Annotated in this window: 7 protein-coding genes; 4 read left to right on the forward strand and 3 right to left on the reverse strand. The window is 71.8% G+C overall.

Annotated elements, in window-relative coordinates:
* Positions 1 to 4: 4 nt before the first annotated feature.
* Positions 5 to 997, forward strand: a complete 993-nt coding sequence (gap, locus tag ODJ79_RS40240; RefSeq protein ID WP_263028965.1) for a type I glyceraldehyde-3-phosphate dehydrogenase — start codon at positions 5 to 7, stop codon at positions 995 to 997.
* 8 nt (positions 998 to 1,005) lie between these two features.
* Here gap and ODJ79_RS40245 read toward each other — a convergent pair whose 3' ends face one another.
* Positions 1,006 to 1,485, reverse strand: a complete 480-nt coding sequence (locus tag ODJ79_RS40245; RefSeq protein WP_263028966.1) for an SLATT domain-containing protein — start codon at positions 1,483 to 1,485, stop codon at positions 1,006 to 1,008.
* Positions 1,486 to 1,570: 85 nt separating this feature from the next.
* Between ODJ79_RS40245 and ODJ79_RS40250 the strand changes: the two genes are divergently transcribed.
* Both ODJ79_RS40250 and ODJ79_RS40255 read left to right on the forward strand, forming a co-directional pair.
* Positions 1,571 to 2,314 carry a pentapeptide repeat-containing protein gene (locus tag ODJ79_RS40250; RefSeq protein ID WP_263028967.1) on the forward strand — a complete coding sequence of 248 codons (744 nt, stop codon included), beginning with the start codon at positions 1,571 to 1,573 and terminating at the stop codon, positions 2,312 to 2,314.
* Between the two features lie 9 nt (positions 2,315 to 2,323).
* Positions 2,324 to 3,559, forward strand: coding sequence for a TerC family protein (locus ODJ79_RS40255; protein WP_263028968.1), 1,236 nt, complete (start codon positions 2,324 to 2,326; stop codon positions 3,557 to 3,559).
* Positions 3,560 to 3,563: 4 nt separating this feature from the next.
* Here the strand turns inward: ODJ79_RS40255 and ODJ79_RS40260 are convergent, their stop codons facing one another.
* Positions 3,564 to 4,664, reverse strand: a complete 1,101-nt coding sequence (locus tag ODJ79_RS40260) for a translation initiation factor 2 (RefSeq protein ID WP_263028969.1) — start codon at positions 4,662 to 4,664, stop codon at positions 3,564 to 3,566.
* Between the two features lie 161 nt (positions 4,665 to 4,825).
* Positions 4,826 to 5,677, reverse strand: coding sequence for a spermidine synthase (locus ODJ79_RS40265; RefSeq protein ID WP_263028970.1), 852 nt, complete (start codon positions 5,675 to 5,677; stop codon positions 4,826 to 4,828).
* Positions 5,678 to 5,791: 114 nt separating this feature from the next.
* On the opposite strand from ODJ79_RS40265, the gene ODJ79_RS40270 reads away from it, so the two are divergent.
* Positions 5,792 to 6,091 (forward strand): hypothetical protein, encoded by a 300-nt coding sequence (locus tag ODJ79_RS40270; protein WP_411267418.1) that lies wholly within the window; start codon positions 5,792 to 5,794, stop codon positions 6,089 to 6,091.
* The last annotated feature ends 110 nt before the right edge of the window (positions 6,092 to 6,201 follow it).

The raw sequence follows: 6,201 nt of genomic DNA on the forward strand, positions 1-6,201 counted from the left end.
GGGCATGACTCGCATCGCCATCAACGGATTCGGTCGCATCGGGCGCAACGTGCTGCGCGCCCTGCTCGAACGGGACAGCAAGCTCGAGGTCGTCGCCGTGAACGACCTCGCCGAACCACGGGCCCTCGCCCGCCTGCTCGCCTTCGACTCCACCTCGGGGCGGCTCGGCCGGCCGGTGAGTGTCGACGGCGACACCCTGGTCGTCGACGGCCGGCGCATCAAGGTGCTCGCCGAGCGGGAGCCGGCCGCGCTGCCCTGGGCCGACCTCGGCGTCGAGGTGGTCCTCGAGGCGACCGGCCGCTTCACCAAGGCCGAGGCGGCCCGCGCGCACCTCGCCGCCGGCGCGCGGAAGGTGCTGGTCGGCGCCCCGTCCGACGGCGCCGACGTGACCATTGCCTTCGGCGTCAACACCGGCGCGTACGACCCGGCCGCGCACACGATCATCTCGAACGCGTCCTGCACCACCAACGCGCTCGCCCCGCTGGCGGCCGTGCTGGACGAGCTGGCCGGCATCGAGCACGGCTTCATGACCACGGTCCACGCGTACACCCAGGAGCAGAACCTGCAGGACGGCCCGCACCGGGACGCCCGCCGGGCCCGCGCCGCGGCGGTCAACATCGTGCCGACCACCACGGGCGCGGCCAAGGCGATCGGCAAGGTGCTGCCCAACCTGGACGGCCGGCTGTCCGGCGACTCGATCCGGGTGCCGGTGCCGGTCGGCTCGATCGTCGAGCTGAACACGACGGTCCGCCGGGAGGTGTCGCGCGACGAGGTGCTGACCGCGTACCGGGTGGCGGCGGACGGGCCGCTGGCCGGGATCCTGGAGTACTCGGACGACGAGCTGGTCTCGTCGGACATCACCGGCAACCCGGCATCGTCCATCTTCGACTCGAAGCTCACCCGGGTCGACGGCCGGCACGTCAAGGTGGTCGCCTGGTACGACAACGAGTGGGGCTTCTCGCACCGGGTGGTCGACACCCTGGAGCTGATCTCCTAGCCGTCGGCTCAGCCCGGCAGCTCCGCCTGCACCTTCTCCCGCCGGCGCCGACCCCAGCTGCGCGTCTCGTCCAGCACCAGCTTGTCGATCGCCGCCACCAACTCCCGCTGCCGTTCGAGCGTCCGCTCGTCCGCGGGCAACAGCCGATACTGGGAGATCGCGGCCTCCGCCTGGGCCCTGGCCTCGGAGGCCGCGAGCCAGTCGTCGTGCCACGAGACGACCCGCCGCAGCCCCGCCAGGAACGCCACGAACGCCGCCACCGTGGCCGTGATCCACGCCGGCGCGCTGAGCGCCGCCAGCACGGTCGCCGCGCCGGCCAGGAACAGCGCCCCCGATTCGGACAGCACGTACTTGCGCCGGGTCTTGCTCATTTGCGCCCGGTACCACTCGAGCTGCACCATCGCGTGCACGAGCGCGCGATCGCCGAGCTCCTCCTCGGAGAGCCGGCGGTCGATCTCGATGAGCTGCTGTCGCTGCGCGTGCGTCACGCTCCACAGTCTGCCGTGAAGGTCAAGAAGCCCGGTGGGCCAGGGTCTGCCCTGGTCCGGAGCCGGCGTCTGAGAGAGTGGACCGGTGGGTGAACGGGTGCTGGAAGCGGATTGTGCGAGCTGTGTCGGGCTCTGCTGCGTCGCGCCGGCCTTCGTCAAGTCGTCCGACTTCGCCATCACCAAGCCGGCCGGGCAACCCTGTCCGAATCTTGGCGCCGACTTTCGGTGCGGCATCCATGAGCGGCTCGCGGAGAGCGGCTTTCCCGGGTGCGTGGTGTTCGACTGTTTCGGGGCCGGGCAGCGGATCAGCCGGGAGACCTTCGGCATCGGGCAGGACTGGCAGAGCGCGCCCGAGATGCTGGGGCTGCTTCCCGTCGTACGGCAGCTGCACGAGCTGATGTGGCTGCTGACCGAGGCGCTTAAGCTGGCCGCAGCGGTTCGCGTACACCCGAAACTGCGTGCCGAACTCGCCCGGATCGACCACCTGGCGGGCGGAACGCCCGCGCAGCTCAAGGGGCTGGACGTGGACGCGGAGCGGCGGAAGGTCAACCCGCTGCTGCAGCAGGCGAGCAACCTGGCCCGGGCCGGCACTCCGAAGGCCGACTACCGCGGGGCCAATCTGATCGGGCGGAAGATGCGCGGCGCCGCCCTCAACGGCGCCAGTTTCCGGGGTGCGCTGCTGATCGGGGCGGACCTGCGGGGCGCGGATCTGCGGCGGGCCGATTTCACCGGAGCCGATCTGCGCGGTGCCGACCTGCGCGGGGCGGATCTCACCGGTGCGCTGTTCCTCAGTAGGTCACAACTGCGCGCGGCGGTCACCGATACCTAGGATGTGGCCATGCAGAGCGTGTCGGGGTGGGTTTGGCTGCTGACCGTTCTCGGCATCGTCGGGCTGCTGCTGTTCGACTTCTTCTTCCACGTACGCAAGGCGCATGTGCCGTCGCTCGGCGAGGCCGCCCGGTGGACGGCGATCTACGTGGCGATCGCCGTTCTGTTCGGACTCGGGGTGACCGTCTTGGCCGGCGGGCAGAGCGGGGCCGAGTATTTCGCCGGCTACGTGACCGAGGAAGCGTTGTCGGTCGACAACCTCTTCGTGTTCCTGCTGCTGCTCGGCAGCTTCAAGGTGCCCCGGGCCGACCAGCAGAAGGTGCTGCTCGTCGGCATCGCCGTCTCGCTGGTGGCCCGGACCGGCTTCATCTTCCTGGGTGCCGCGCTGATCGACTCGTTCGCCTGGGTGTTCTACATCTTCGGGCTGATTCTGCTGGTCACGGCCGGCAACCTGCTGCGGCACCAGAGCGGCGAGGAGGAGGAGCCGCCCAACAACATCATCATCCGGGTGGCCCGGCGGGTGCTGCGCACCTCCGACGTGTACGACGGGGACAAGCTGTTCACGTACCGGGACGGGCGGCGGATGATGACGCCGATGCTGCTGGTGATGGTGGCGATCGGCGGCACCGACATCCTGTTCGCCCTGGACAGCATCCCGGCGATCTTCGGGCTCACGCAGAACGTGTACATCGTGTTCACCGCGACCGCGTTCTCGCTGCTGGGGCTGCGGCAGCTGTACTTCCTCATCGACGGGCTGCTGGACCGGCTCGTCTATCTCTCGTACGGGCTCGCGGCGATCCTCGCGCTGATCGGCGTGAAGCTGATCCTGCACGCGCTGCACGAGAACAACGTGCCGTTCATCAACGACGGCGAGCCGGTCCACGCCGCCGAAATCTCCACCGAGGTGTCCCTGGCGACCATCGTGGCCATCCTGCTGATCACCGTGGTGGTGTCGCTGCTGAGCCCGAAGGGCCGAGCGCAGACGTACGTGGCGACGGCCCGCCGGCACGCCACCGAGTTCCTCGAGGTGGAGACGGACCCGGCCTACTGCGACGAGCTGTTCCACAAGCTGCTCGGCGAGGAGGCCAAGCTCCGGACGCTGCCGGAGAAGTATCGGGCGCGGATCCGGGCCGAGGACGAGCTGATGGACCTGCTGCGCCGGGCGCACGACCTGCACGACGAGCGGGTGGCGACGGGGCGCTGCTTCGTAGTAGCCGGGGCGGGACCGACCGGGGCAGCCGAGTAGCCGCTCAGAAGTTGTGGGTGGTCGAGCCCATCTCGTCGTCGGCCGGGTTGCGCGGGGCGACGCTCCGGGCGCGGGCCGAGTTTCCGGCCAGCCGGGCGGCGGTCCGGCGCACCTGCTCGGCCCGGTCGAGCGGCGCCTCGGGACCGCCGAGCAGGCTGGAGAGGTTCGTCCGCTCGTTCGGGTCGTGGTCGTAACCGGCGCCACCGGCGACCAGGCCGGCCACCCGGGCGGCCAGGTCGGCGGCGCGGGCCTCCAGGTCGGGGCCGCCGCGCAGGGTGACCTCGTCGGCCGGGCGGGCCGGGCGGGAGCGGGCCACCTCGTCGAAGCCGGGGCGCAGGACCTGCGGCGGGGTCACGCCGAACTCGGCGCGGCCGGCCATCGGCGCGGCGTACGGGACGTAGCCGCCGTCCTGGCCAGGGTGGGCCCGCGGGGCGGGCGCGGGGGTGGCGGGCGGCGCCGAGCCGACCACCGGGCTGCCGGGCGGGTACTGGTAGGTCGTGTAGGGCTGTTCGTCGTAGACGTCCGGCACGGCCGCGGTCGGTGGCGGCTCGACCGCCGGAACGGCGCCGAGCAGCGAGACGGTCTGCCCGTCGCCGCCCTGGTAGTTGCTGAACTCCGGGCCGATCACCAGGCGGGACAGCATGCGGGCCTGCGGCGCCGGGATGCCGAGCTCGGCGGCGTGGTCCACCCGGTACCGGGCGATCGCCTGGCGCAGCACGTTGGCGAGCCGATCCGCGTCACTGACCGAGGTGAGGTCGCCGCCCGCGAAGACCAGCGCCGGGAACGCGCCGCCGGAGCCGGCGCAGACCAGCTGGATCTGGGTGACGGTGGCCGAGCGGCCGGCGTCCCGGCTGCCCGGCTGGACCCGCAGGTGCTGGGGGAACGGCCAGCGCAGCTCGCCGGTGGCGCCGGTGGCGGCGTCGCGGTAGACGACGCGCTCCTCGGTGACCACGACCTCGGTCTCCTCGGGCAGCGCCCAGCGGGGGAGGGAGTTGGGCTCCTCGAACGCGTACTCGGCCACGGCGCAGCGCCCGGTCCACAGCACGCGCGAACCGGACGCGTCTGCGGCGGTGCCGGACGCGGCCAGGAAGAATCTCTCGGACATGCTCGCCTACCCCCCAGTCGGCGGCCGCGCGTCGGACGCGGCTGAGGTTGATTACAACCGGGCGCACCGGGCCTCGACAAGTCACCGGCCGCGAATCACACCCGATTTCCTGACGTCAACATGACAGGCCGGTTCCGATGGAACCTTTGGGTGATCGTTAGTCACTTTCGGTTACTAAAAAGGCCCGACGGAGGGGTCGGTGACGCGACAGCGACACTGTCAGTGACCGGCGCCACCCCGCCGGAGAAGCGGTCGAGATCGGTCTCCACGCGGCCCGGGAACCAGTCGCCGGCCGCCCGCCGGGTGAGCTCGGCGACCGGCGGCGGGGTGCGGCCGGCGACCACCACGAGGTTGCCGAAGCGGCGGCCGCGCAGCACCGCGGCGTCGGCCACGAGGCAGGCCTCGGGCAGCGCCGCGCGGATGGTGGCCACCTGTGCGCGGGCGTAGCGCAGCGGCGGGCCGTCCGCGATGTTGGCGATCAGCCGGCCGGTCGGCGCGAGCACCCGGGCGATCTCCCGGGCGAACTCGACCGACGCGAGGTGGGCCGGGGTGCGGGCGCCCGCGAAGACGTCCAGGACGACCACGTCGTACCCGCCGTCGCGCATGCCCTCGACGGCCGCGCGGGCGTCCCCGACCCGTACCCGGATATTTGCCTTGGCGGGCAGCGGCAGCTCGCGGCGGACCAGCTCGACCAGGGCGCCGTCGATCTCCACCACGCGCTGCGGGGAGCCCGGCCTGGTCGCCGCGAGGTAGCGGGGCAGGGTCAGCGCGCCGCCGCCCAGGTGCAGCGCGCGCAGTGGCTCGCCGGGCGGCGCGAGCAGGTCGATCGCCGCCGCCATCCGCCGGATGTACTCGAACTCCAGGTGGGCCGGGTCGTCGAGATCGACGTACGACTGCGGTGTCCCGTCCAGCATCAGGCTGTACGCCGACCGGCGGTCGGGGTCGGGGATCAGCTCGGCGACGCCCGAGGCGACCGTCTCGACCAGCCGTCCCGACCCTCTGCGTTGCGCCACTTCGCCAGTGTCCCAAGGACAGGCACAAAGTCCCTATTCGCTCGGGCAACCGGCGACGAGGCTGGGCGGAACGGGGTGATCGACCCGATGCCCCTGCGTGGCGTTGGAGGGGACGTGCCGCTGGGCACGATCGCGTTCCTGGCCATGGCGGCCGCCCTCGGCGCCGGCAGCGGCGCCACCTTCGCGCTGGTCGCCGCAGTCGCCCCGGCCAACCAGGTGGGGTCGGTGACGGGCGTCGTCGGGGCCGCGGGCGGTCTGGGTGGATTCGTCCCACCTTTGGTTATGGGCGCGATCTACGGCAATTTCGGGAATTATGGGCTTGGGCTTGCCCTCCTAGCCGTGGTGGCACTCGCGGCGTTGCTCCTCGACCTGTTTTCGGTGGGCCGTAGCGCCCGACCGGTTGCGGCGGCCTAGGGAAAGGAATCCACGTGGCCGAGCTCGACGACTCCCTGACCCAGGCGCTGGTCGGGACGAGACGCTTCTTCACCCGTGGGGAGGTCTCGCCCGACCGGCGGGCGCTCTAC

It is taken from the genome of Actinoplanes sp. KI2, assembly GCF_025630775.1.
Taxonomy (GTDB): domain Bacteria; phylum Actinomycetota; class Actinomycetes; order Mycobacteriales; family Micromonosporaceae; genus Actinoplanes.

Coding starts and splice junctions, on each gene's coding strand:
- gap (WP_263028965.1), top strand. CDS start 5: ATGACTCGCATCGCCATCAACGGATTCGGTCGCATCGGGCGCAACGTG.
- ODJ79_RS40255 (WP_263028968.1), top strand. CDS start 2,324: ATGCAGAGCGTGTCGGGGTGGGTTTGGCTGCTGACCGTTCTCGGCATC.
- ODJ79_RS40260 (WP_263028969.1), bottom strand. CDS start 4,664: ATGTCCGAGAGATTCTTCCTGGCCGCGTCCGGCACCGCCGCAGACGCG.